This window comes from Chitinophaga filiformis (genome assembly GCF_023100805.1).
GTDB lineage: Bacteria > Bacteroidota > Bacteroidia > Chitinophagales > Chitinophagaceae > Chitinophaga > Chitinophaga filiformis_B.
In genome coordinates this window covers 6,773,379-6,797,739 of the sequence record NZ_CP095855.1, presented here as the reverse complement: position 1 = coordinate 6,797,739, position 24,361 = coordinate 6,773,379, and the positions used below count along the sequence as shown (strand labels likewise).

23 protein-coding genes are annotated in these 24,361 nt (G+C 44.3%); 14 read left to right on the top strand and 9 right to left on the bottom strand.

Going from position 1 to position 24,361, the window contains the following annotated elements; all coding sequences use genetic code 11:
* Positions 1-174: 174 nt before the first annotated feature.
* Positions 175-342, bottom strand: coding sequence for a hypothetical protein (locus MYF79_RS26445; protein WP_247810894.1), 168 nt, complete (start codon positions 340-342; stop codon positions 175-177).
* 479 nt (positions 343-821) lie between these two features.
* Between MYF79_RS26445 and MYF79_RS26440 the strand changes: the two genes are divergently transcribed.
* Positions 822-1,598, top strand: a complete 777-nt coding sequence (locus MYF79_RS26440; RefSeq protein ID WP_247810893.1) for a hypothetical protein — start codon at positions 822-824, stop codon at positions 1,596-1,598.
* Positions 1,599-1,690: 92 nt separating this feature from the next.
* Here the strand turns inward: MYF79_RS26440 and MYF79_RS26435 are convergent, their stop codons facing one another.
* The 5 genes from MYF79_RS26435 to MYF79_RS26415 all read right to left on the bottom strand — a co-directional run bounded on the left by MYF79_RS26435 (position 1,691) and on the right by MYF79_RS26415 (position 6,520).
* Positions 1,691-2,692, bottom strand: coding sequence for a 2-hydroxyacid dehydrogenase (locus tag MYF79_RS26435; protein ID WP_247810892.1), 1,002 nt, complete (start codon positions 2,690-2,692; stop codon positions 1,691-1,693).
* 456 nt (positions 2,693-3,148) lie between these two features.
* Complete coding sequence (locus tag MYF79_RS26430) at positions 3,149-3,880, bottom strand: SDR family oxidoreductase (protein WP_247810891.1); 732 nt, start codon at positions 3,878-3,880, stop codon at positions 3,149-3,151.
* Positions 3,881-3,964: 84 nt separating this feature from the next.
* Entirely contained in the window at positions 3,965-4,858 is an 894-nt protein-coding gene (locus tag MYF79_RS26425; RefSeq protein ID WP_247810890.1) for a helix-turn-helix domain-containing protein, read from the bottom strand.
* A gap of 50 nt (positions 4,859-4,908) precedes the next feature.
* Positions 4,909-5,313 carry a hypothetical protein gene (locus tag MYF79_RS26420; RefSeq protein ID WP_247810889.1) on the bottom strand — a complete coding sequence of 135 codons (405 nt, stop codon included), beginning with the start codon at positions 5,311-5,313 and terminating at the stop codon, positions 4,909-4,911.
* Positions 5,314-5,419: 106 nt separating this feature from the next.
* A complete protein-coding gene (locus MYF79_RS26415; RefSeq protein WP_247810888.1) occupies positions 5,420-6,520 on the bottom strand; it encodes a hypothetical protein in 1,101 nt (366 codons plus the stop codon).
* A 111-nt stretch (positions 6,521-6,631) separates the two neighbouring features.
* On the opposite strand from MYF79_RS26415, the gene MYF79_RS26410 reads away from it, so the two are divergent.
* Positions 6,632-7,489: a hypothetical protein gene (locus MYF79_RS26410; RefSeq protein WP_247810887.1), complete on the top strand. Its 858-nt coding sequence runs from the start codon at positions 6,632-6,634 to the stop codon at positions 7,487-7,489.
* 106 nt (positions 7,490-7,595) lie between these two features.
* The gene (locus MYF79_RS26405; protein WP_247810886.1) at positions 7,596-9,107 is read left to right on the top strand and encodes a glycoside hydrolase family 43 protein; all 1,512 of its coding nucleotides are present in this window, start codon (positions 7,596-7,598) and stop codon (positions 9,105-9,107) included.
* 122 nt (positions 9,108-9,229) lie between these two features.
* Here the strand turns inward: MYF79_RS26405 and MYF79_RS26400 are convergent, their stop codons facing one another.
* A complete protein-coding gene (locus MYF79_RS26400; RefSeq protein WP_247810885.1) occupies positions 9,230-10,237 on the bottom strand; it encodes a zinc-dependent alcohol dehydrogenase family protein in 1,008 nt (335 codons plus the stop codon).
* 131 nt (positions 10,238-10,368) lie between these two features.
* Between MYF79_RS26400 and MYF79_RS26395 the strand changes: the two genes are divergently transcribed.
* Together MYF79_RS26395 and MYF79_RS26390 are read left to right on the top strand one after the other, a co-directional pair.
* Positions 10,369-11,211: an AraC family transcriptional regulator gene (locus MYF79_RS26395; RefSeq protein ID WP_247810884.1), complete on the top strand. Its 843-nt coding sequence runs from the start codon at positions 10,369-10,371 to the stop codon at positions 11,209-11,211.
* The gene (locus MYF79_RS26390; protein ID WP_247810883.1) at positions 11,168-12,295 is read left to right on the top strand and encodes a hypothetical protein; all 1,128 of its coding nucleotides are present in this window, start codon (positions 11,168-11,170) and stop codon (positions 12,293-12,295) included. The genes MYF79_RS26395 and MYF79_RS26390 overlap by 44 nt, the downstream gene beginning before the upstream one ends.
* Positions 12,296-12,404: 109 nt before the next feature.
* On the opposite strand, the gene MYF79_RS26385 is transcribed toward MYF79_RS26390, so the two are convergent.
* The gene (locus MYF79_RS26385; protein ID WP_247810882.1) at positions 12,405-12,929 is read right to left on the bottom strand and encodes a YceI family protein; all 525 of its coding nucleotides are present in this window, start codon (positions 12,927-12,929) and stop codon (positions 12,405-12,407) included.
* 99 nt (positions 12,930-13,028) lie between these two features.
* Positions 13,029-13,589: a Crp/Fnr family transcriptional regulator gene (locus MYF79_RS26380; RefSeq protein ID WP_247810881.1), complete on the bottom strand. Its 561-nt coding sequence runs from the start codon at positions 13,587-13,589 to the stop codon at positions 13,029-13,031.
* A 323-nt stretch (positions 13,590-13,912) separates the two neighbouring features.
* Between MYF79_RS26380 and MYF79_RS26375 the strand changes: the two genes are divergently transcribed.
* From MYF79_RS26375 to MYF79_RS26335, 9 genes are all read left to right on the top strand, one after another.
* Positions 13,913-14,668 carry a peptidoglycan-binding domain-containing protein gene (locus tag MYF79_RS26375; protein ID WP_247810880.1) on the top strand — a complete coding sequence of 252 codons (756 nt, stop codon included), beginning with the start codon at positions 13,913-13,915 and terminating at the stop codon, positions 14,666-14,668.
* Entirely contained in the window at positions 14,646-15,014 is a 369-nt protein-coding gene (gene hxsD, locus MYF79_RS26370; RefSeq protein WP_247810879.1) for a His-Xaa-Ser system protein HxsD, read from the top strand. Before MYF79_RS26375 ends, hxsD begins: the two co-directional genes overlap by 23 nt.
* A 2-nt stretch (positions 15,015-15,016) precedes the next feature.
* Complete coding sequence (gene hxsB, locus MYF79_RS26365; RefSeq protein WP_247810878.1) at positions 15,017-16,522, top strand: His-Xaa-Ser system radical SAM maturase HxsB; 1,506 nt, start codon at positions 15,017-15,019, stop codon at positions 16,520-16,522.
* Positions 16,522-17,643, top strand: coding sequence for a His-Xaa-Ser system radical SAM maturase HxsC (hxsC, locus tag MYF79_RS26360; RefSeq protein WP_247810877.1), 1,122 nt, complete (start codon positions 16,522-16,524; stop codon positions 17,641-17,643). Before hxsB ends, hxsC begins: the two co-directional genes overlap by 1 nt.
* 224 nt (positions 17,644-17,867) lie before the next feature.
* Positions 17,868-18,197, top strand: a complete 330-nt coding sequence (locus MYF79_RS26355; RefSeq protein ID WP_247810876.1) for a hypothetical protein — start codon at positions 17,868-17,870, stop codon at positions 18,195-18,197.
* A 115-nt stretch (positions 18,198-18,312) separates the two neighbouring features.
* Positions 18,313-19,017, top strand: a complete 705-nt coding sequence (locus MYF79_RS26350; protein ID WP_247810875.1) for an ABC transporter ATP-binding protein — start codon at positions 18,313-18,315, stop codon at positions 19,015-19,017.
* 5 nt (positions 19,018-19,022) lie between these two features.
* On the top strand, positions 19,023-21,515 hold the full coding sequence (locus MYF79_RS26345) for a TonB-dependent siderophore receptor (RefSeq protein WP_247810874.1): 2,493 nt from the start codon (positions 19,023-19,025) through the stop codon (positions 21,513-21,515).
* 33 nt (positions 21,516-21,548) lie between these two features.
* Positions 21,549-22,985, top strand: a complete 1,437-nt coding sequence (locus MYF79_RS26340; RefSeq protein WP_247810873.1) for a DUF3526 domain-containing protein — start codon at positions 21,549-21,551, stop codon at positions 22,983-22,985.
* 3 nt (positions 22,986-22,988) lie between these two features.
* Entirely contained in the window at positions 22,989-24,341 is a 1,353-nt protein-coding gene (locus tag MYF79_RS26335) for a DUF3526 domain-containing protein (protein ID WP_247810872.1), read from the top strand.
* Positions 24,342-24,361 lie beyond the last annotated feature (20 nt).

The window sequence follows — 24,361 nt, the reverse complement described above, 5'->3', positions numbered from 1 at the left end:
TTATATCGCTGTTTAATAATAAGATAACACCACCAACATTCTTTTTGTTTGCTGGGGCGCAGGCTTCACATCTCATCAGTTCAAAATGCTTGCATACTCATCCTTATGACAATGTCAGGTATAACTACAGGCAGTGTCAAAGGCCTTGATAATAGCCTTTGACACTGTCTTCCTTTAGCAATCACACAGTGTTTCTCCACGGGAGCAGGTAGGGCAGGAGGTCTCAGCAAGGGAGGTTTCGCAAATACGGCCTCCTTTCATAGCGTCATCCTTTAGCTTGCTAAGATTGGCGATTTTGATCTTTACCAGCTGCAGTTTTTTCTGTTTTGGGACTTTTTTCATAGTGAGTAATATTTAAAGTTGTCCTCTCCTGTCTTCAGCCTGGGGAGCTATGCCATGGAGCGGTTGTTCAGCACGTATAAAAGTTCTGGTGAATGTTAAACGGGAAAGTGTCGCATCTGTGTTTATTACAGGTGATGTATGGGCTAACGGAAATTAGTATCAGTGTAGATAACATAAGGGTTTAGGTTCATCGGGTTAATCATTTGAGGGTTATAGAATAAACTACTCTACTAATTTATTAAATTTTTCTGATGTTCAAAATTCTAAGGCGACCGGTACCGCGGTTTTCCGGCCTGCAGTATTTCGTGCCAGTAAAAAAAACGTTAACCGCATGCTACCTGGGGTTGAATATAATGACTACAATCATCCAGGTCGTCGATAGCCGTCATTCTTCTCAGCCATGTCTTCAGATTAAATTTACCTGAGATTGAATGATTAGTTAACATGCACGGCTTGTGCATATAAATGAAAATGCATACATGATATCTTTCCACAATGTTGATCTTTCCCCAAAGCCAGGCAAAAGCGCCTGGACCGCCGGGCATCGTGAATGGCAGGAGAAATTCATTTATTTCCTGCTGGCCGGTGTCATCAAAGGGCAAACTCCTCCGGGCGAATTCATTAAGCACTACGATGCCCTGCAAAGAAGTGTGTTGAGCGAGGGTAAATACGGTGAGCTGATGGTAAGCTCTATTGACGATCATCAGCGGGCAGGTGGAGAAATCAAACGCTGGCTTAGTTTTAATGCCTGCCCAAAACAGGTGATTGCCGGCATGGGATTCGAGCTCTGCGCTATGGGTACACCCGGGGAAGGCAATAGCTATGAGGACTGGGAAGCGATGTTTACACCGGATGAACAGTCGACGAATATGCTCAGCCAACGATCATACATTTACAGAGAGATTACAGCCATTGCGGCCTTATGCGGGAAAGAAGCGGCATTGAGGCACGGAACAATGCATTTCAGGCAAACATCCGCTGAGCGGCGTAACTTTCATTTCTCCGACAGTCCGCAAGGTGTCCTGGCCTTTTCACGCATCCTTTCCAACGAAGAAATACTGGTTGTATACAATTCTGCTGTTGCAGACGCAAAGGAAGAATATGTTCTCGTAGACCCGGGCATCAATAAAGATAAGCAGCAGATGAGATACATCTACGGCCGTAAGTGTGGAGTGGAGATACAGCAAAGCAATGGCGCCAGCTTCGTGAAATTATACCTCGAGCCGAAGCAACTGGTGATCCTGAAAAGCAATTAAAAGGAAAAAAACGGGTGAATGTCTGAGATGCAAGGAACCCGAATATCTGACAATAGGATAAGCCGTTTAGGTTTATCCTATCTGTTTTGCCCTTATGCTGATTTGTCAATCAGTTCATTCTTACATTCAATATTTTTTTCAAAGCAGGTTAAATTCCCCATGGTTGTTTCAGCGATATTTTGCAATGCGGTATCTGTCAGAAAAGCCTGGTGACTGGTTATAAGCACATTGGGAAAGGTCATCAGTCTTGCAATCACATCATCTTGTAAAATATCGTTGGAATGGTCTTCAAAGAACAATCCTTTTTCCTCTTCGTATACGTCTAATCCCAGGTATCCGATCTGCCCGTCTTTTAAGCCCAATATGATATCCTTTGTATTGATCAGGCCACCCCGGCTTGTATTGATGATCATTACGTTTTTCTTCATTTTGTTGATACGTTCCCGGTTTATTATATATTGGGTATGTTCATTCAATGGCGTATGCAACGAGATGATATCGGAGTGCTCACATACATAATCAAGATCCTGATATACAACCCCCGTATCAGTAGCCCAGCTTGTATCCTGATAGATGTCGAAGACCAGTACTTTGCAATTGAAACCACGCATGATCTGTGCCACTAATTTCCCGATCTTGCCGGTCCCTATTATACCAACCGTTTTTCCGTTCAGGTCAAATCCTGTTAGCCCGTCCAGAGAGAAGTTCAGGTCGCGGATGCGGTTATGGGCTTTGAGTAGTTTTCGGTTAAGTGCAAGCATTAAAGCAACGGTATGTTCAGCCACGGCGTAAGGGGAGTAATCGGGTACCCTTGCTACTTTTATGCCTAATTTCCCGGCGGTTTTTAAGTCGACGTGATTAAAGCCGGCTGAGCGTAGCGCCAGGTATTTTACGCCGTTAGATGAAAGCTTTTGCAAAACCTCTGCGGATGCATCGTCATTTACAAAAATACAGACGGCCTCGTAGTCATTTGCCAGGGCTGCCGTAGTAGCGGTAAGGGATGGTTCGAACATGGATAGTTCGTGTCTTCCTTTTGCTGCTTCAAGCAAATAATCCTTCTCAAATTTATGTGCACTGAATACTGCTACTTTCATATTATCTCAAATATTTAATATTTACAATTCAAATGGTGCGCATAAAGGTAGCTGCCGCTTTTAAGAGAATGATATGACGCCGGTTGACTGTAGATATGATTGATATCAGCGCCTATAGCATGTCAGCGGGCCTGAAGCTAACCTGGGAGCTGCTGGTAAGCCCCAAGATAGCTAATAAACCCGAGTTGGAATACATGAGAATGTTAAGATAATATCAGTTTATGACCTGAAAGAGACCCGGCTTTACGATAAGATCCTTCGCGGTAAAGGGCTTTGCTATTTTGAGAGAACAAGGAGGAGTAAGCAGAGCAGAAACATTGGTAACCCTTGGCCTGTGGCAAAAACAAACTGGAGCCGCAAGGGCGTAACGATCGGAAGGAGTTGTTTTTTTTGTCAATATATCTTGATATATGAACAAGCTGTCTCAAAATTATTCTGAGACAGCTTATATAAAGGTTAATGATTGATAACATCGAACAAGGCATCCCTTTGTGCCACCAGTCCTTCCGCTATTCCTATGCCTTTTTGATACTGGTCCTGCTCTGCCACCAGCAGCACCTGCTCAACAAATTCCTTCACATCCATCGCGTCATGGCCTGTATCGTCATTGCCATCAGACTTGCCCAGGTTGGTTTTGACAGCCGGTGGAATGATTTCAAATACTTTGATGGAGGTGTTTTTCAGTTGATGTCGCAGTGACATCGTAAAGGCATGCATACCTGCTTTCGTAGCGCAATAAACCGGCATATTCGCGATAGGAGTGAATGCCAGCCCGGACGTTACATTCATAATGGCTGGATTCTCCTGCTTTTGTAAGTGTGCTATCATCAGGCCACTCAAATGAATGGGTGCTATCAGGTTAGTGGTTACTTCAGCTGTCAGTTGCTGTTGATCAACCGGCTTTGTCAAATCCACATAATGAAGGATACCGGCATTGTTGACCAGGACATTCAGTGATGGATGAGTGTTGATTGCCCATTCGGCCAACATGACACGTTGATCGGCATCTTCCATATCACATACATAAGTATCGATGCCGGGATGTGCGCTGGATATTTCACTGAGGCGGTCTTTCCGCCTGCCGCAGATAATTACTTTATTATTATTTTCATGCAGGCGAACAGCAAGATGGTAGCCAATCCCAGAGGTGCCACCTGTTATCAGGATTGTTTGATTGGTAAGATTCATTGTACGGCGTTTAAATTTTACATAGCAAAGGTAGCATGCTGCCTAAAGGTGATGTAACGAAATTCAAACGAAGCCTTACGAAAATCAAACGTCCCTGAATTGGGTAGGGCTGATGTTCATCTGTTTCTTGAAGAAGTTGTTAAAATGAGTGACCTCCGGGTATCCTAAGGCGAATGCAATTTCAGATATATTCCACTTAGTATGCCTTAGCAATATTTTTGCTTCCTGTAGAATACGCTCAGCAATCAGCTGGGACGTGGTTTTATTGGTAGCCGTCTTAACCTCCCTGTTCAGGTGATTAACGTGTACAGCCAATTGCCCGGCAAAATCTGCCGGAGTCCGTAATTGCAGCCTCTGGCGAACATCTTCAATTGGGAATTGATGTTCCAGCAGTTCCAGGAATTGTACGGCTTTATTATAAGCATTAAGTTTCTGTCCACTTGTGTTAAACGCTGGTTGCGTCTTTAATACATAATGCACGATCTCAAACACCAGGTTTCTCAATGCATCGTATTTATGTACATAGCTGGAGTTGAGATCAATCATCATCTGCTCAAATAACTGCCTGAGTTTTGTCACCTGTTTCAGCGTTAATTCAAATACAGGCAGGAAGCCGGGTTGGAATACTTCATAATTTTTCAGGTTGCCAAACTGATAAAAGAAATCGGCGGAAAAGACACAAACATAGCCGCTTTGCTCGCCATCCAGGTTTTCCCAGTTATAAGGAACCTGGGGGTTGGAAAACAGTACTGCATGCTTCTTTACCTCAAATATCTTATCGGCATAATAAACTTTATTCTTCCCGATGATCAGGCTTATTTTATAATAGTCCTTCCTGCCAAAAGGCACCGGTTTGTAATGTTGTCTTACAAAATCATCCAACTTAAACACATTAAAACGGCCTATTTCCTGCTGAATATGATCCGGCAGCCAGTTGAAATTGGCCTTGTAATAGTCGTTCAGTGATTTTGCTTTCATAGGGCAATATTACAAAATTCAAACGCGTATTATGTACTTAAGGTACTATTTCATTTCAGCTTATCAATTATATTGTTATCGGAAGGTTTTAGAATCTTTGGATCTAATTGTATAGGTATAGTTGATAACTGAATAAGACCTGTTTTTAGTACATTGTCAATGGTTGTCAAAACAGTGTCGTCCAGTTCCAATGGCACTTCCTTTTCGTAACTTGATGCCAGATAGGCAACAAATTCTGTCACCGTTCTCTTGCCGTCGGCTTCCAGGAAAATAAGCTGTGGCCAGGGGTCAAATGTGACTATTCTTGGCGCATTGGGATCAATTGCGAGGATGTTTCCGTCTGATAGCCGATGCCATTGGGCCACGCGATAGAAATAACAATCTTTTATTGGAGAGGCTTGCAGCTTATCGAAAGGCGGTATAACCGGTTTGCGTTTTTTGAAGAAGTTAAACATAGGAGGCTTATAGATGAATGCAATACTGTCAGATTAGGTCTTGACTATTTTATATTGTTATTGTCATTGTTATGGTGTTGAAATGTCCAATAGGACATTGGTTTTCCTAGGAAACTAAACATCTGCCCATCTGGGTAATACTAACCTCGCCGTTGTATATTGTCACACAATGTACCTGCTCTAATTTTTTCAGTGTTCTCATTATTTCTGTATCGGTCAGTATATGCTTATGTTCACTGTTTATATTTACAATGTTTGTTGCGCCCTGGCAAACATAATGGATGAAGCGTAAGAAATGGTCATCCCGGTATGTGAATCCATTTTTAAAGTAGATTTTATAAATATAATTGCCGGCAATAGCTTTTTCTGCGGTCTGAACGCTGTAAATGAAATTGGAAATTTCCATGTGCTCGTGATTGGAATTTCTCGTAATTTCGTAATCCTTCCCCTTATACTCAATAGTATCTGTGATCAGGAATTTTCTCATTCGTTCATTAATCACAGGCTTTGTGTAGCTTTTCAGCTTCTCACTTAAGGCGTCTTCTAATTTACATTTCAGTTCGATGATATCCTCCCTGCCGAGTTCAACCACATCTACCGGATTCTTCGTCAGCCGTTTTTTTACTTTTTCATCAATAAAAGGGGCAATTGTAAAGGAATCGAAGTATGTGCTATAGCCCAGGTGTTCGTATTCTCCATCTTTACACATGTACATGTGAACGCCTTCGTCACAGGGCTCATCATCTTTTAGCTCTTTATCTCGTTCTCTGGTGAGATGACAATCATAGCAAATGTCCTTTGGCAAATACGGGCTATCCGTGGGAATAATTAATTTATGGCAATCTGCACAGGTGATTGCGAGGTGCCGCTCTTCCCACGTGGGGCAGTCTTCATCGGCGTGCTTGGGGGATGGGAAATAAAAGGTAAGATTATATTTTTTGGAAGCGCTGCTTCCGAACTGTTCCGCGAGAAAGGATACGGACGGCCTGCCGTCAGTAAATTGTTCCATCTCTTCAGGAAGAGCAACGTGGCCTAAAAAGTGTCTTGTAGTGCGTTTAGTGAACGAGAATCCAGACACAGTATAAACATACAGTAGTAAAGACCATCCCCGTGTGTCTCCTCCCCATAAGGCTTCCAGCACAACAGGCTTTCCCCCGACGTTTTCAATTTCCATGTCTAATGTTTCAAATGATGTTATGTCAGCCATATAAGGTAGTTAGCCAAAACGTTAAAGCGTTGGTATTTAGGTATAGATATAATGCGGTTGTAAATTATAGATAAAAAATGAGTAATTTGATCACGGACAAAAATGGAATGTATGAATGACAGGATTTCCGCAATAAAAAACGATGTGCAGGATCGGAATAGTCAGGCATGGAACAAACTCTGTGATTATATTGACAGAATTGCTTTGGAAGGCGGCGAAGAATTTGCGCCTTTGGAGGAGCTGGGACCAGAACTTTTTTCTCAGATATATACGTTGCCGGAAACAATCTCCAAATTGAAAAAGGTAAAGAAAGTACGGCTATACGGGAGCAGCCTGAAACGCATCCCACCTGAGATAGGAGAAATGGAGGCGATGGAATATTTTGATCCGTATACATCTTACAACCTGTTCTGGTTCCCCTATGAAATAACAAATTGCAAAAATTTAAAAAGCAGTAGGGTTAGCACAAGTGGGCTTTATGGAAATTTTAAAAACAGAAAAGGTTTCCCGGATCTTGCAGATAATCCGGTCAGATATTCAGGAAATACAATAAAATGCAGTGTTTGCGGAAAAGAAATGGCTTATCATCAAACGAATCAGCTTTGGATATCTCTATGGGTTGGATCAGATGTTATGCCTTTGCTCGTGAACCTGTGTTCAAGGGATTGTGAGGGAAAATTGCCGCAGCCGGCGGAAGATTATGTTGAATATGCCCATAAAGGAGGTATTGCTTTAAAACAGCCATTGGATGAATGGGAGCGCTTCGAACAGGAAATGCTTGCAGAGGAGGAAGGTGAAAATACAGCGGCTGAGCCGGAAAAAGGGAACAAACCTGTCGAACAAGAGATGTTTGAAAAGGAGATGGATTATGACGATGGGAAAACAACAGGAGGAGGGGTTGAGAACAGGCCGGCGGTATATAAACGTTTACAATATTTAAAAGTTATTAAGAAGATTTGGGAAAGGTAAATGGAGCTCTGTTCGGCCGGCAGTTGCCGCACTGCAATCATTCCCGAAAGATGTATGCGTAATCATATCGATTTTGTATTTTTCGCATTCACGTTATTGTACAAATATGAGATACTATTTTAACAACCTGTTATTACTGATCGGCTTTTTATATGTTCAGTCCTCTTCATTGATGGGACAGGGAAATTCAAAAGCTTTTATCTCCGGCGATTTCGCAGATCCGTCCATTATCAAAGTGAAGAACAGGTATTACGCGGTCGGCACTTCCTCAGAATGGGCGCCACATTTTCCCATCTATACGTCAGATAACCTGCACAACTGGAAACAGGTTGGCTATGTGTTTGACAAGACGCCTGAATGGACCTCTGGTTCTTTCTGGGCACCGGAATATTATTTCCATAACAACACCTATTACATGTATTACACAGCTCGCCGGAAGTCTGATAATGTCTCCTGCATTGGTGTTGCTACTTCAAAATACCCCGACAGAGGATTCAAAGATCATGGTGTGATTATAAGTTTTGGCAAAGAAGTGATAGATGGGTTTGTGTATAACGATAAGGGGCAGCTGTATATCACCTTTAAGGCCTATGGCCTCGATCAGCGGCCGATCGAAATACTGGGCAGCAGGCTATCTGCCGATGGATTGAAACTGGAGGGGGAGATGTTCTCCCTTTTGAAAGACACTAACCGTATGGGAATGGAAGGGCAGAGTATACTGCACAATGACGGTTTCTACTACTTATTCTATTCCGCCGGCGATTGTTGCGGCAAAGGCTGCAGCTATAACGTACGTGTTGCCAGGTCGAAGGATTTTAAAGGCCCTTATGAGGAGTATGACCGGAACCCTGTATTGCAGACAAACGAAGGCTGGAAGTGCCCAGGTCACGGAACATTTGTACAGCAGAACAATGGGAAGTACATGTATATTTATCATGCTTACAATAAGGAGAGCAATGTATTCACCGGTCGTGAAGGTATGCTGGCAGAATTGGTATGGGGCAGTAATGGTTCCTGGCCTTCTTTCATCAGTCAGCAAACAGACAGCAGCTCAATCGGTAATATAGCCGCCTCCTTCGAGGGGCAGAAAATAGCGCCCTATTGGCAATGGGATTTCCGCAATGCTGCCCCGGTTGTACGCCAGGGTAAAGGAAAGCTCTACCTGTCAGGAACATGCAGGGAGACGAATAACACAGGCGTCGTGTTAGCGGTTCGCCCCGTAAGTAATCATTTCGATATGACCACTACGGTTGTAAACAGCAATGCTGCTCTTAAAGGGCTCGCATTTTATGGAGATGCCAATGCGGCAATAGGGATCGGTGCTGTGAATAATAAAGTGGAATTCTGGATGGTGAAAGACAATAGCAGAACGGTATTGGCTACACAAGACATAAAGGCCGGCTTGCCGGTCCAGTTAAAATTCACGATGAAACCCGACCTGACCTGCGAAGTATATTACAGGCAGGAGGGAAGTGATTGGCAACAGATGGCGCCAGGGATAAAACAGGATGTGAGCTTCCTGCCACAGTGGGATAGGAGCCCCCGGGCGGGTTTGCATTTTAAAGGGGAATCTGGACTTGAGGCAGCGTTTGCAGCCTTTGGGGTGATGAATAAGTAATTGTCATAGGTTTTGATATTGAAAAAGGCTTCCGGATCCGGAGGCCTTTTTTATAGATTCTTGTTCCAACTGACAGTATTACGCTCCTGGCGGATACACTATTCCTGCCTGGAACACCAATGTTAGATATTCACCACCAATTTACCCGTGACATCTCCGCTTTCAATCGCCTTGTACCCAACCTCTGCTTCTGCCAGTGAAAGCACCCTCTTATCCAGCACCGGCTTCAATTGTCCCTTTTCCGAAAGCCTCGCTGCTTCACGCAGGATCTCCCCATGATGTTTCATGCCTTTTCCTGTCAGCATAGGCAGGAGCGTGAATATGCCGGAATAGGTAGCGCCTCTGAAAGATAGCGGAGCCAGGCTATGGCTTCCCCAGCCCAATGCACTTACAACATGACCGGTATAATTACGTACTGCTTCGAATGATTTATCAAGTGTTTCACCGCCTACAGTGTCGAAGACGATGTCAAATCCTTCTCCGTCCGTGTATTTCCCGACATATTCTTTTACTGACAGGCTGTTATAATCTATAGGAGTAGCACCCAGGCGCTCAATCAGCTGCAGAGATCTGCTGCTACCCGTAGCAAATACAGACGCGCCAAAAGAAAGCGCCAACTGTATAGCCACATGTCCGATGCCGCCTGCGCCGCCATGAATCAGCACTCGCTGACCAGCCTTTACATTTGCCCGGTCTACAAGACCTTCCCATGCGGTAATAAACACCAGCGGCAACGCGGCTGCTTCCTGCATACTGAGACTGGCCGGTTTGAGAGCCAGCAGGTCTGCATCTACTGCTGCGTACTCTGCCAGTGTACCCTGACGACCGCCAATGCCACCCGCCATGCCATAGACTTCATCCCCTGGTTGAAAAGCGTTCACTCCTTCACCGGTACTTACTACTACACCGGCAAGATCCAGTCCCAGTATGGCCGGAGCCAGCTGTTTCGCATGTTTTCCCTCACCACGTTTGATTTTTGTATCCAGCGGATTGATACCACTGGCCATGATTTTTACAAGAACCTGTCCCTTCGCCGGAACGGGAACAGGTAATTCCTTCAGTTTGAAGGCCTCTCCATAGTGCTCAAGTACCATCGCTTTCATCGTATTATTGTTTTGATCTGTAGACATAGCTGAAAATTTAATTTTATGATGCGGAAAAGCCCTGCTTGGCCTCTTTCCGCAAATTGATAAGGCAAAATTGTACAATTGAGGAGTATTAATTGAGGTATTAATTTGCTATAAAGGTGTAATTTCGTACCATGGTGAAGGCACATTTATACGAACCGTTTGAGATAGCCCTTTCAGAGCCGATGGATGAATGTCCGAGACCGATCCATTCCCATAGTTTTTTTGAACTTGTATATATAATTGCCGGAACGGGCAGGCACTTTGTGAATGAATCCGGCTTCAAATACTCCTCAGGGCATTTATTTCTTCTTACACCTGGTGATACGCATCACTTTGACATACAGAAACAGACAACATTGCTTTTTGTTCGTTTTAATGAGTCCTATATTGGTTCATCAAGGCTCCAGGAACGTTCCAGGCAAAGTATTGCCTACATATTAAAGAATGCCAACCAGGAGTCAGGGAGCCTCTTAAAAAATAAAGGCGATCAGGTAGTGGCAAGGTCTATCATGGAAGCGATCATCCGGGAGCATCATGAACGCGATTTTTACCCACAGGAGTTATTGCTGCAGTTTATCGATACTATCCTCATGCTGATCGTCCGGAATATCACGACCCGCCTACCCGGGAAGGTGAGTGAAAATACAGAGGAAAAAGCCCTGGAAATACTGCAATATGTGCAGGCGAATATAGCAGAACCTGAAAAGATAAGAGCTAAGACCATCAGCCAGCAATTCGGTATATCTGAAAATTACCTGGGACGTTATTTTAAAAAGCATACCAACGAAACATTGCAGGAATACATCATGCATTATAAACTGCGTTTGGTGGAGAGCAGATTATTGCATAGCAGTATGCGGCTCAATGAAATCGCTGATAGCCTGGGCTTCACAGATAAAAGCCATCTGAACAGGTTATTCAAAAAATATAATGGTGTTAGTCCTGCACAGTACAGAAGGCAGCAGCAGATATAGTCGCTGTCCAGCACTAAAGCCTATACCAAATCCTTATATAAAATCAACGCTCATAATGTTTGAAACAATTTGCGATATCAATCGGATTAACTATGCTGACCCTATTTATTACACAAAAGCATTTCTGGATAACCCATATGTAAAAGCCAATGACCTGGCTAAACACATTCATTTCTATAACAAAGAGTTAGGAGGATTAAGATATTCCTTCTTTATCAATCTGAAAGGAACGATAAGGGAAATTACTGAAGTTCAAAAAGAACAGTTTTTTGATGGCGTAGTGCGGTCGGGGCCATTTGAAACATCCAGCGCATGCTATAACTTTCTTGATAACTGTGAATTGGTGCGGCATACAAAGGACGGTGGTGGCGATAAAACGGATTGGATCTTTTTTGATAGTCTTAGGCAACCTAAAAAATACCAGGTAGAGAGATCAATTAATAATACACGTTTTAGTCAAAGTGTTATTTTATTTAACCATGCACTGGAGTATGAGGAAATAAATGAACTTAGCTTCCATGATAATAGTTTAAAACATCAGGCGCTAAACAGTCAACGGACAACTAAGTATATATTGAGGGCAGGAGATATTCGAAAAACGCATAACCGGAATGATCGTGATGAACAATCAAAAAGTATCATAACGTATAACGAGGCGTTCCAGATCCTGACAGCCAAGGCGTACAGTCAGAAAGATAAATCAGTGTTGTTGTATGAAGCCGAATTTTTTTATAATGCAGATAATGTACTTAATAACATCGTCTATACACGACATATGCCGTCCAGGTTTTATGCCGGCAATTTCAGGCAGGAACTGAATTTTGAGTATGATGCCAATGGGCGGTTGAACCGTTTTAATGATGGCTTTCAGATAAAGACATGGGAATACGATGAGAAAGGCAACCCGGTCTACATAGAGGAGTCTGGTATTAATAACAATATAGGTTTTGAAACCGGTAATAGCTATAGCTATGATGATCAGGGCAATTGGATATTTAAGAAAACGAACAAATTCAGGTTTCAGGATTACCGTAAGGTATTACTCAGCAACGCTGAGATAAACAGGCAAATTGAATATTTTTAGTGCCAGGAGTATGAGTATAATGTACAATGTTAACAGTGTTGTCCCTTGCTTCCAGGAAGATGGACCCTGGTCAGTGATCGGCCTTCCCGGAAGAGGAGGGACGCCCAGGCTAAGATCGAACCAGCTCAATATTCATATCCAGCTTAACATCTTCCCCCACTATGAGGCTGCCTGCCTCCGTGAGCATATTCCATGTCAGGCCGAAGTCTTTTCTGTTGATTTTCCCGCTCAGCTCAAACCCTGCCCTGGTGTCGCCGAAACGTCCCTGTCCCGCGCCGGTGAAATCTGCTTCCAGGCTGATTTCTTTTGTAACGCCGCGAATAGTCAGATTGCCAGTGAGCTTGTCGCCAACTAGCGTACCCTTGAAATTAATAGTCGGGAACCGTTGTACATCGAAGAATAGATCAGAACGGAGGTGAGCATCGCGCTCAGGATTGTTAGTATTGAGACTATCTGCTTTTATCTCAAAGTCAACGCTGGCGCCTTCAAAATCGTCTTGCGCTATAGTATAGGCCATACCTTCAAAGCTGAGGAATGCCCCGCTTACATTGGCGATTGCCATATGTCTTATTTTGAATCCTACGGATGAATGTCCGACATCAACTTTCCATGTAGCTTTCGTTTGTTCTTTCATAATACTGCTTTTATTTGGATGATGCAGCAAAAGTACCCCGGCGCCTGCATCCCGCTCATAAAGCAGATTAGTAAGAACAATGAAAGAAATTAATCTATGTTAAGCCGTCTTTCGGGAAAGATGCTTTCTGATCTTACTTAGAAATTCCGGCGTAATGCCGAGGTAAGAAGCTATATATTTCTGCGGCAGGTATTGGTCAATACCAGGAAAGGTTTCCTTCAACTTCAGATAACGTCGTTCTGCAGGAATAGAATGACTTTCTACAAAGCGCATCTGTTGCCGCATCAGGGCCGTCTGGAACAAATTGCGGAAGTACCGCTCAAACTTCAGATACTTCTCCAGTAATTGGTTCTGCACTAACCTGGGTAATAATAACAGTTCCCCGTCACTCAGGCCTTTAGTTGTCAAAGGAGTGACAGGCTCGGGGCTCAAACTGTACAGATCTCCGGACCACCAGCCCGCGGCCGCAAACCGGATGACATGATCTGCACCTTCAGCGTCGGTATAATAGGTGAGCGTATATCCTTCATTTACGAAGGCCAGGTAGCGGGCCGGATCACCGCTTTGAATGATCGTCTCGCCTTGTTTAAAGGGCCGTGCAATTAAGCCCGACTCCAGGAAAGCGATTTCTTCCTGTGTGGGTTCGATGAATTGCCTCATGTGGGTGAGAAGTAGGTGGATGTTCATGGTGATGTTGGAACAGGTTGTGTTTGGGGCTAAAATACATAAATCTTAACTGGTTGTTTAGTTGAGAAGGAAGAGATAAATGTTTGTTATTGTTGGCTTAGTAGATGCCGAGGTGTTGATAATTTACATGAGACGTGACACCGCCCTTGTTGTTCATTCTAGGTGTTCTTACTTATTTTAGTATATAATTCGCTGTATTATTAGAAAAAATCGTACTTTGTATTATGCCCCTGAATGAAATTTTATCCAATTCTTGAATTGATACCTATATTCTATCACCAAGCAAACAGATATCAATGGATAAAGAAAAGTTTGGTTTCCAATCTCTTATAAAAAAGAGCTTTGCTGTCATTACAGCAGCAATAAGTACTCTGTCCGCCAGTGGCGCTGTACCAGTCACAAATCATGATATTGAGAGTGATAGGGATTTGAGCTTCGAAGCACATAAGAATGTTTTAAAGCCCAAATTGGTACTAAAGTTAAATACAGCTGATCCTGCCAGTAGTCTTGTGCTGATGCATACTTCCCATCGGTCGCACAGCTCACATAGGTCACATTCTTCCCATAGCTCACATTATTCGTCATCCTATAGCTCGGGTAGTAGTTATACACCTTCGGTGACCCCCTCTTATAGTTCACCCAGCGTACCAACTTCGTCCTCTGGTGCTTCAGCGGGTAAGTCAACATCCTCTGAGAGTAAGGCTTCTTCTGCTTCAGGTAGCCAGTCCTTTTATAATTCCGCCACATATCAGCACGGACCAACAACCACATACACTCCGCCCAATATGGGAACAAATGTGGATTCAAGCAGGTTAAAATTGGGGGATCGTGTACTAAGATGGGGCTGCGGAGGAAACGATGTTGAACAACTGCAAAAATTGCTTATGAATTATAAAAAAGGTATGCTGATTACAGGGTTTTTCGGTAATCAAACGCAGAGTGTGGTAACTAAGTTTCAGGAAGAGAATGAATTGAGGCCAAATGGAATTGTAGATGAAAAAACACTTGAAGTTTTAAGAAGTAAGTACAATGGAACTACAGGTAGTAGATAATGAGCTAACGTTGATCCTTGATAGAGCATTTTACCCCGAATCGGTATTATTAAAATGTTTCTATTGGTATAGTAATGCTTTTGAAGTCGAAATTATGCCTTTTGAACTGACCAGGTACAAAATTGTGCTTGCACACAAGGATGCTCAAATAACGGTGGACTGGGATACTGTGATTTTTAAACTGAAGAAGGATCTTGTGGATTTTAAACTGAGGCAAATAGTTACGGATGAAACCAAAACAGTTAGGGAATTAATTGTTGCTAAAGCTTTCGCTTACTATGACCAGGAAGAGATTCCCCAATCACCAATAACAGATCCCGTTGGTTTTAATCCCCAACATGTTTAATTATGGAAGCGAGCAGTAGCATGGACAGGAAGAACAGGAAATTTAAGGATTTTGGGTATTATGCTGAGAGCCGAGTTAAATACTTCTTGTTGCCATTCCGTTTCCATCGCATGGGTGATGGAAGAGAAATACTTGTAAATGAAATCGGTGATTTTATGGTTGTTCCGGAGGGAACAACTGCTCGTATAGTGGAACGAAAGCTTGATTTTCATGACTTGTTAGATAAGACTTTATATGAAGATCTAATATCGAATTTTTTCATTTCTACCCATAGCATACCTGAACTGATAGAGGTTATTGCTACGCGATATCGGACAAAGAAGTCATTTTTAGATCACTTTACATCACTTCATATTTTCGTTATAAGCCTTAGATGTGAGCATACCTGTCACTATTGCCAGGTATCCCGGGTAACGGGTGATAAGGCCAGGTTTGATATGAGCCGTACTCATATAGATGCCGGAATAGAGATGATGATGATGTCCCCGAGTGCTAATGTAACAATGGAGTTTCAGGGAGGAGAGGCATTGTTGGCTTTTGATAATGTAAAATATGCAGTTGAACGTGCGAAGTCTGAGTCAGAAAAGTATAGTAAGTATGTGACTTATGTTATTTGCACAAATCTTGCACCGTTGACAGATGAAATGTTGGAATATTGCAAGCAAAATGGCATCCTGATATCCACCTCTTTGGATGGCCCCGCCTACATTCACGACAAAAATAGACATAAGCCAAATGCAAGTAGTTATCAATTGGCGGTCGAAGGTATTAAGAGATGTAGAGACATGTTGGGAGAAGGGAATATATCTGCATTAACTACCACTACGAAACTGTCACTGGATTATCCAATTGAGATTGTAGATGAATATGTGAAACTTGGCTTTAGAAATATTTTTCTTCGCCCAATCAGCCCATATGGGTTTGCTACGAAAAGTGAGAAGAAGAATAAGTATGAGACAAGTAAGTTTCTTGACTATTACAAAACTGCATTAGGCAGGGTCATTGAGCATAATATGAATGGCTATTTCATCCGTGAAGATTATGCTTCAATAATTCTCAAAAAGTTGTTGACCCCGTTTCCTGTTGGATATGTCGATTTACAGTCTCCTGCGGGGCTCATCAACAATGTTGTGGTATTTAACTATGATGGGGCAATTTATGCCTCTGATGAATCAAGAATGCTGGCTGAAATGGGGGACTATACCTTCAGACTCGGTACTCTTGGTGAGACGTCATATAACGAAGTTTTTTACGGGGAAAAAGCATTGACGATCAGCGATGCAATGGCCAATGAATCACTGGCGGGATGCTCTGAATGCGCCTTTCAGTCGTATTGCGGAGCGGATCCTGTATTTAATCATGCAACACAGGGAGACATGTATGGTTATAGGCCTACCAGTTCTTTTTGTCAAAGAAATATGGAAATTATACAACATCTTATTATGCTGATCGAGAATGATAAACGGGTAGAAAAAATATTTCGAAGTTGGATAACAGGTAAAAGCTGATGCTACTTAAAACAAAAGGTATCCCAAACCATTTGGATAGTTTAATTGTGGGAAGGGTTACATATTCAGGAAATGGGCCATCGGAAATATTGATTAGTAGTGATGCCTTGCAGACGGATCACCCAAAGTATAAGGCTATCCTTTCAACTGATGTGCCTCTATTTACCAGTATGCGGGGTGTGTTTTCCATTCCCGATTTGAGTCATTTATGTGAAGGAGACATCGTCGGAATTCATTCTGATGGCGTTGTGAATACCCTATATAGGATCAATTCATTTCACAATTTTCTTTTATTTACTGAGAGATGTAATAGTAATTGTTTAATGTGCTCTCAGCCACCCAGGGATAAAGATGACACGAATTATTTATTTAGTTTGCATAGTCAAACAATTCCGCTGATCCCCAAGGATTGTCCTGAATTAGGGATCACAGGTGGTGAGCCTACACTTTTAGGAGACCGCTATTTCACTCTTTTGGAGTTGCTTAAGGAAGAGTTACCTAATACAGAAATACATTGTCTCACAAATGGACGCTCATTTGCCTGGCCTAATATTGCCAACCGGCTTGGGGATATGGAATACTCCAGGATGATGCTTGGTATTCCGATATATTCCGACTATTCCGCACAGCATGATTATATTGTGCAGGCAAAGGATGCCTTCAACCAGACTGTTAAAGGTCTTTATAACCTGGCTAAAAGAAATGTTCGCATCGAATTGCGTATAGTGCTTCATCAACAAACAATTCCCCGTTTACTGAAACTCGCAAAGTTTATCTACAGGAACTTGCCTTTTGCAGAACATGTCACTTTTATGGGGCTAGAGCATCAAGGGTATACTCCGTTTAATATTAATAAACTATGGATTGATCCCCTGGATTATAATAATGAGTTGTCCGAGTCGGTTACATATCTGGCTGATATGGGAATGAATGTATCAATTTATAACGCTCAGCTTTGCATTACTCCGCGGAATGTTTGGCAATACACCAGGAAATCAATTTCTGACTGGAAGAATATCTATCATGACGAATGTACTAAATGCTCAGTCAGAGACAATTGCGGCGGTTTCTTTGCGTCAGGTATTTTAAAGCATAGCCGTGGTATATCTGCCATTCTTTAAAGATAATGTCGTGTTACGACGACTATTATCTGTTTTTGCCAACAATATTAGCGGAATACAAAAAAGAATAAATATAAAAACAGTATTGAAATAAAGTGAAGCCGGAGTGCTGTTCAGCGAAACCTGATCTGATCCACTCTAACTTTTGGTACCACCACCCACCCAAAAAAACACCCACAAATAATCAATTAACTCCTATATTTGCAACAATGTTACAATTCTGAATGCTAACAAACCGCAGATACCGTCGCATCTTAGCAACACTCTTACTGTTGCTTTACGGCTTCATTATGACGCCCGTGGCGCTGTGGCATTCCCATACCCACCAGCCATCACACGCGTACTTTAAAGCGCCTGGCACGGACAAACAACAAGTCAACACCACCCATTCCTGTATCATATGTGAGCATGCCTATGCGCCATATGTATCCACAGAAGACGCCTGGCTCAATCCGGCGCCTGTCTTTTACCTGCAGTATAACCAGTCCTGTGTAACAGATATACTGGTTCATTGTACACGGCACTACAACACCCGGGGCTCTCCGGCTGCATAATCCATCCATACGTAATAAATAGGCTTCCGTATCCCGGATGCTATTTGCGCATACCTGCCGGTATCAGTGGAAACACTATGCCCCTAAGGTTCCTGTTAATATCAAATCAATCTATATGTCAGTCGTATTAGAAGCGGTAGGTCTTACCAAAGAATACCAGCAGTACACAGCGCTCAGGCAATTATCCCTGACCATCCATGCCGGTGAAGTATTCTGTCTCCTCGGACAGAACGGGGCCGGTAAAACCACCACCATCAATCTCTTCCTCGGTTTCCTGGAAGCTTCCGGAGGAAAGGCGCTCATTAAGGGTGTAGAAGTGAGGCCTGATGACAATGCGACGAAGAACATGGTCGCCTATATTCCCGAAGTGGTACAGTTGTATGGCAACCTTAGTGGTATGGAGAACCTTGATTTTTTCAGCCGCCTCGCCGGCTTCTCTTATGCCGGTGAGGCACTGGCCGCCTTTCTGCTGAAAGCAGGGCTCCAGGCCGAAGCGCATAATAAACGCTTATCAACTTACAGCAAGGGAATGCGCCAGAAAGTAGGCATCGCTATCGCACTGTCCAAAAATGCGGATGTGATCTTCATGGATGAACCTACCAGCGGCCTCGATCCGAAAACTACCGCAGAATTTACCACCATCTGCAAAGAACTGGCCGCAGACGGTAAGACCATCTTCATGGCTACGCACGATATATTCAATGCCGTAAATGTCGGCTCGCGCATCGGCATCATGAAACAAGGTACCCTGGTCCACACCGTAAGCACCAGCGGTATCTCCGCCAGCGAATTGCAGCAGCTCTATCTCGAAACAATATAAAAGCCATGAAAAAAATATTACTCCTGATCCTGTCTGCTGCTACTGCTGTAACAGCTTATGGCCAGCATGTACTCCGGGGACAGGTAAAGAACGAGTTTAACCAACCTGTTGCCGGGGCCTCCATCTCCGTCAGACAAAAGAACAATACCCGGGTGACCATCACCGATACCTCCGGGTATTATACAGCCACCGGTCTACACAAGGATGCTGCAGAGATCCATATCTCTGCAGTAGGATATAAAACGGCCAGCGAATGGCTGACACTCTCCGGCAACGGGGAATATAACCTGATCCTCTTATCTGAATCCGGTAAACTGCAGACTGTTGAAGTGATGGGGCGCTCCTCAAAAAAATACAACAGCGATTATAGCTTCAGCGCTACCCGCACCGCCATCCTGAATAAGGAACTGCCGCAGGCTATCGGTACCATCACGAAAGAACTGATCAAAGACCGGCAGGCTTTCCAGCTGGCAGATGCTGTAAAGGTGATTCCCGGTGTCATACCCTCCAGCTATTATAACCAGTACGCTATACGTGGTATCAGCCAGAATGAAGAAGGACAGATCATTAACGGGATGCGTACCCACCAGTACTACTTTCTCCAGCCAATTACGGCGAACATCGAAAGGGTAGAAGTGCTCAAAGGCCCTGCCAGCGCTACTTTCTCCAGTGTCGATCCCGGCGGTAGTATCAATCTCGTTACAAAGAAACCGCTGGCATTCAACCGGAAGGAGATCAGCCTTAGCACCGGTAGCTTCAGCACCATCCGTGGTGCGATGGATTTTACCGGCCCGCTGGACAAGGACAGGAAATTGCTTTACCGCCTTAATGGAGCTTATCAGCAGGCGCAGAGCTACCGCGACCTGGTGCGTAATAATGGTCTGCTCATCTCGCCCTCATTCTCATATATACCTAATAGCATGACCGCTATTAACGTTGAAGTCATTTACAGCGATATGCAGGGAAACCTCGACAGGGGCCAGCCCATCTTTGGCGCTGTTGCCGGTAAAACAGATCTGCATAGTACGCCCATATCGCTCAACCTCGGCGCTGCCAATGATTTCTTCAGGTCCAAAGAGCTCATGATCACAGGTACGCTGTCCCACAAGTTCAATGATGCCATCAGCATCAACGCGGCTTACATGAAACAAACATGGCGTGAAGATCTGCAGGAACACAGAACAACAAACGCATTTGCGGTCGACATAAACAATCAGCCCGTTACCTCCCTGGTGGGAATGCAGTTTGTACAGCGCCAGCAAAACTGGAATACTGACAACATCAATGTCTATTTAAACTTCCGCTTCGCTACCGGTAAGGCAAGGCACGAATTGCTGGCTGGATATGATCTGAGCGGATGGCGGAAATTGAAGGGCGGCGGACAAAACGCTGCACGCGGTTATCTTCTTAAAGATGGCGCTGTGGCGAATACCTTCATACCTGCCAACGCTGCTAATTATCAATCCATCACTTACAATGGACAAACCCTGCCCAGGCCTAATGTGAATTATTTTGATCTGAATAATCCTTCGTACATCGTAAGGAATATCAGCGACTATAACCTGAACGCCCGCACAGCCATACCTTCAGCACTGACAACAACAAATGGCCTGTATATCCAGGAACAGCTGCGATGGAACAGGCTGATCCTGCTATTAGGACTACGCCAGGAATGGTTTGAAGACATCACTAATTATAAAGCACCGCGTGAATTATCTTTCACCAACAAGAAACTGCTGCCCCGTGTCGGGATCACCTATAGTATCACCCCGCAGGTGAATATTTACACCACCTACCTGCAGGGGTACCAGCCGCAGAGTAACACAGTCACATTGTTACCGTCTACAGGCAATTACTTCTGGACCGATCAATCTGCATCACGATTCAAACCGCTGATCAGTGACCTGAAAGAAGCTGGTGCAAAAGGGGAATTGCTCAACGGATCATTAAACGTAAACCTGGCCATCTACGAGATCAATCAGAAGAACCTGTTGATAAATGCTCAACTGCCCGATTATCCCGACTCCCTCGTCACACGTGGAGCAGAACGTAGCCGTGGTTTCGAGATAGATGTCACAGGCTACCCCTTGCCCGAATGGCAGATCTTCGCTTCATACAGCTACATCGATGCGAGGATCATAGATGATAATAAACAAGCGCTCAAAGGCGCCCGCAAACAGAATACGCCTTACAACAGTGCCAGTCTGTGGACACGCTACAACCTTACAGGTATAGCAGTATTGAAAGATCTGGGTATTGGCCTGGGCCTGCAGCATAGCGGGGACCATTTGCCCTGGTTCGACAGGTCATTTAAAACGCCTGCTTACACCTTGCTCGACCTGGCTGCATACTATACGCCTGGCAAAAGCAATATGCAGATAGCATTGAATGTAAACAATGTACTGAACAGCACCTGGTGGATAGGCGCACAGAATTATCAACGGCTTTTCCCCGGCGCACCACGTAATGCTACACTCTCTGCAACGTGCAACTTTTGATTCACCACAGTAAAAAATGCAAAACCAGAAATAATGAATCAGGTAAAAATTATTGCCGGCCATTTCCTGAAAGTAACTATTCGCAGTAAGGCAATGGTGGCTATTTATATCGTCTGGCTGCTGCTGGTGCTTTTCGCTGCCTTTACCGGCTATAAGACCTATACAGGCGGCAATGCGTTGCTCAACAGGTTCCAGCAGCAGGCCAGGCAAAGCTGGGAGGCTAATCCCGACAAACACCCGCACCGCATGGCACATTTCGGATCCTTTGCATTTCGGCTCAAACATCCCTTAAGCATGTTCGATCATGGAATGGAAAGTTATACCGGCAACGCTGTGTTCCTCGAGGCGCACAGGCAGAATACGGTCAACTTCAGTGAAGCAGGTTTCAGTACCGGGCTTTTACGCTTCGGAGAAGTCAGCCTGTCTATGTTAGTACAGGTCATATTGCCGCTGATACTCTTCTTTCTTGGTTTCAATGCCATCTCCCAACAAAGGGAGAATGGAACGCTGAAAATATTGTTGAGCCAGGGTCCAGGCTTTCGCACACTTATCTGGGGCAATACCCTTGGTCTGTTCCTGCTGGCCCTGCTCTTGCTGTTACCTGTTGTACTGGCAGCAGCCTGGCAGCTTGTATGCACACGCCTGCCCGCAGGCAGTTTTGTCAATGTGCGGAGCGGCTGCCTGGCGCTTGCCTTCCTGGTTTATCTATGGCTGGTCAGTACTGTAGCTGTCTGTGTTTCAGCAGGTAGCGGCGACAGCAGGGCTGCCCTGCTGAAATTGCTGGGCCTCTGGCTGCTGATGGCAATCGTGCTCCCTAAAACCCTGCAGTCCATTGGTAGTGCATTGCATCCGGCCCCGGGCAAGATAGAATTCGATACCGCAGTAGAAAAGGATGTGCTGCAGATAGGAGATAGCCACAATCCCGATGATCCGCATTTCAAACACCTCAAAGATTCCGTATTAAAGGCCCATCACGCAGACAGCGTGCAACAGCTTCCGTTTAATTATGGAGGTTTTCAGATGCGCGAAGGAGAGCGACTCAGCGCGGAAGTATATAATCGCCACCAGCAGCAATTGCACGATGTTTATGAGCAACAGAATAAGATCAGCAGTTATGCTGCTTTCATTGATCCGCTCCTTGCCATTAAGAATATCAGTATGGGGCTGAGCGGCACTGATTTCAATGCCTACAGGCACTTTCAGCATGAAGCAGAGGCATACCGGTATATACTTGCCCAAACCATGAATGAATGGCAGATGAAGTATATCGGCAATGCGAAGACCGGTGATAATAAACCACAGATTATAGGAAAAGAGCACTGGACAGGATTCCCTGATTTTCACTACACCTATCCATCAATAGCATCGGTGACGGCGCAGCAGGCATTAGCGCTCCTGGTAATGTCCGGCTGGTTCATCCTTTCTTTTGTACTTATTTATTTCACCGCTGGCAGCGCTAAAGCAATTTAAGATATGTATCGTTTAGCATTTAAGAACTTTATCCGCAGTAAGTCGGTGATCCTTGCATTGGCCCTCTTCCTGTTTGTTGGCATTATCAGCATCTGTATCGGAAAACAGTTCCTGCGTAAACAGCAGAAGGCCATCAATGCGGTAACAGCGCTACAGGGACAGCAGATCGAAAGGAATGTACATCATGCCGGCGATCAGTTTGGATTGCTGATGTATTACCTGCGCTTCGCCTATATCAATAAACCTGATGCCGTAGCAGCACTGGCTATCGGGCAGCAGGATGTCAATTCTTCTATCCAATACCTCACAATACGTGGCCTGGAAGCGCAACGCTACGATACAGACCTGTTCAATCCTTACAACCAGCTAACGGGCAACCTGGATCTGAGCTTTGTGATATTGTTCCTTTTCCCTTTGCTGATCATCGCCTTTAATTTTAATGTATTGTCGCAGGAGACTGAGAACGGAACATGGTCGCTAGTGAGAGTACAGGTCAGGCGGCCAATAAGATTTATACTTCATAAACTCAGCATACGCCTTATTGTAGTGCTTGCGTTGTTGTTTTTACTCCTGCTGATGGCGCTTTTCATCATCGGTCTGCCAGTAACTGTACACTTCCTTGCCTACACGGTCACCGCCATCCTGTACATCCTTTTCTGGTTCGCCATCTGCTTTCTGATAATCGCCCTTCGGCTGACTGGCAGCATCAGCGCACTCTTACTATTAAGTACATGGGTACTGCTATGTCTCCTGGGGCCCGCTATGGTCAATAATTACCTGACGCTACGCTATCCCGTGAATGAGGCATACGACACCTTCCTGAAACAGCGGGATGGCTATCACACAAAATGGGATAAAGATCAGGATGGTACCATACAGACATTCCTGGAACATTATCCACAGTACCGCCACTATGAATGGAAATCGCCAAAATTCAATTACCTGTGGTTCTATGCAATGCAGCAAATGGGCGACGATGAAGCCGCTGCCATGACTAAAGCCATGTTTGAAAAGCTGCAGCAGCGGGTGCGCGCTGCCAGCTATGCTGCCCTCTTTCTCCCATCCATGCAGGCCCAATTGCAGTTTACCGATATAGCCGGTACCGGTTTGCAGCGGCACTTGCAATATCTCGACAGTACAGCCCTCTTTCATGAAAAGAAAAGACTGCACTTCTATCCTAAGATCTTTGGAGATAGTGCAGTAGCAGGGGAAGACTGGACACGACATCAGCCGGAGTACTTTCATGCGCCCAATCCGGTCAGCTGGGGCTTATTGATTACGCCGTTCGTGCTGTTTATGCTGATGCTGGGGGCAGTTGCCACCTTCGTCTTTAATAGAATGACATCAAATAGCTGACAACAGCAGGAATGATAAAT